Source organism: Acidovorax sp. HMWF018 (genome assembly GCF_003061035.1).
Classification (GTDB): domain Bacteria; phylum Pseudomonadota; class Gammaproteobacteria; order Burkholderiales; family Burkholderiaceae_C; genus Acidovorax; species Acidovorax delafieldii.
The window spans coordinates 1-1,402 of record NZ_QAIM01000644.1 but is presented as its reverse complement, the minus strand read 5'-3'; the positions used below and the strand labels follow the sequence as shown (position 1 = coordinate 1,402).

Below are 1,402 nucleotides of genomic sequence, written 5' to 3'. Positions count from 1 at the left end.
GCGATGGTCGGCGGCTCCAAGGCGGTGTCAATGCCCGCCGCGATGAACGTGTGCCGGAGCAGATCTTTTGTGGTACGGACGCGTAGTCAAGAGGGCGGATAGCCCGCCTCGGTGAGCGCTTCCGCAAGCGTCAGGCGGTCTTCAGCACTCTGCACCGTAACCAAGCGCTTGGACATGTCCACCTGCACCTTGCAGCCGGGATCCACCATCTGCAGTGTCTGGTTCACCATCCCTGCGCAGTGCCCGCAGGTCATGTCGGGAAGCTGAAATTCATGCATTTACTTCTCGTGGCAAAGAGTTGAGAGGCGTGCAGTCTCGGACTTGCCACAGTGGCAAGGTCAACCACTTTTTCCTCCATGGCACAGACACGCCTCGCCATGGGCGGCCGCGACAAGCTCATTAAGAATTCCACAGCTCTGATGCGCATGCTCTCCACTGCATGCTGAGCGCAGCTGCAGCAGTTGCTTTTCCAACGCCATCATGCTGATGAGACGAGCGCGCAGCCGACTTAGCTGGTCGTCAATCAGATTGTTGACGTCTGCGCACGCCTCCTGGGGCGCATCTAGCGCACCCAACAGGCTCCTCACATCTGCCAGTGGGATGTCGAGTGCCCTACAGTGCCGTACAAAGGACAGCCGCTCCAGGTGAGCGGGAGCATAGTTGCGATAGCCGTTGGCCAGCCGCGCGGGCTGGGGCAACAAGCCTTCCTTTTCGTAAAAACGGATCGTTTCGGCGTCAACGCCTGTTGCGGCGGCCAGTTCCTTGATCTGCATGTTGAGAGCTGGATATTGGAGGTCTTGACACTGTAGCTACTCCAAGGTTTCCAATCGAGGCATCAAGGAGAGAAATTTATGAAATCCTGCTGCGACGAAGCACAAAAACCAACCTCCCAGGACCCATGCTGCGCTCCAGCCGCTCCCGTCTCTACTCAGCTTGATTCCTGTTGCGCCAGCCCGGTTGCGGCCTCTCCAGATACTTGCTGTACCCCACATTCGCTAGCAACCGCAGCGCCTTCGTTTGCAAATGGGCGTGGCCCCCAGGGAGCCATGTTCCGCATCGAGGCCATGGACTGCGCAGCCGAAGAAAGTGAGATCCGCCGCGCGCTGGAGTCAATTGCCGGGGTGCGCGGCCTGGGGTTTCAGCTCGGCGCACGCACGCTGACCATTGACGCCCCTGATGCTGTGATTCCTCAAGCCTTGGCGGCCATTCGCAAGGCAGGGTTCGACCCGCAGCCCGTGGCAACCGCTGCGGCAACGGGCGAAGCCCCTGGGCGGGCCTCCACCACCGACGAACTCGGGCGTATGGGGTTGGCGCTGGGCCTGGCCGTCTGCGCCGAAGCCGTGGCCTTCTTCTCTCCAGACACGCTGGCCTTCAAGGGCATTGGCATGGCCCTGGCGGCGGC

The 1,402-nt window shown here is 61.0% G+C and carries 3 protein-coding genes; 1 reads left to right on the top strand and 2 read right to left on the bottom strand.

Features of this window, described 5'->3' with window-relative positions; translation table 11 throughout:
* Positions 1 to 86 precede the first annotated feature (86 nt).
* The gene (locus tag DBR23_RS27065) at positions 87 to 278 is read right to left on the bottom strand and encodes a heavy-metal-associated domain-containing protein (RefSeq protein ID WP_056637557.1); all 192 of its coding nucleotides are present in this window, start codon (positions 276 to 278) and stop codon (positions 87 to 89) included.
* Positions 279 to 338: 60 nt separating this feature from the next.
* Complete coding sequence (locus DBR23_RS27060; RefSeq protein WP_056637555.1) at positions 339 to 773, bottom strand: Cd(II)/Pb(II)-responsive transcriptional regulator; 435 nt, start codon at positions 771 to 773, stop codon at positions 339 to 341.
* Between the two features lie 273 nt (positions 774 to 1,046).
* Here DBR23_RS27060 and DBR23_RS27055 point away from each other — a divergent pair.
* A partial coding sequence (locus DBR23_RS27055; RefSeq protein WP_146191466.1) for a cation transporter occupies positions 1,047 to 1,402 on the top strand: 356 nt, incomplete at its 3' end.

Coding starts and splice junctions, on each gene's coding strand:
- DBR23_RS27065 (WP_056637557.1), bottom strand. CDS start 278: ATGCATGAATTTCAGCTTCCCGACATGACCTGCGGGCACTGCGCAGGG.
- DBR23_RS27060 (WP_056637555.1), bottom strand. CDS start 773: ATGCAGATCAAGGAACTGGCCGCCGCAACAGGCGTTGACGCCGAAACG.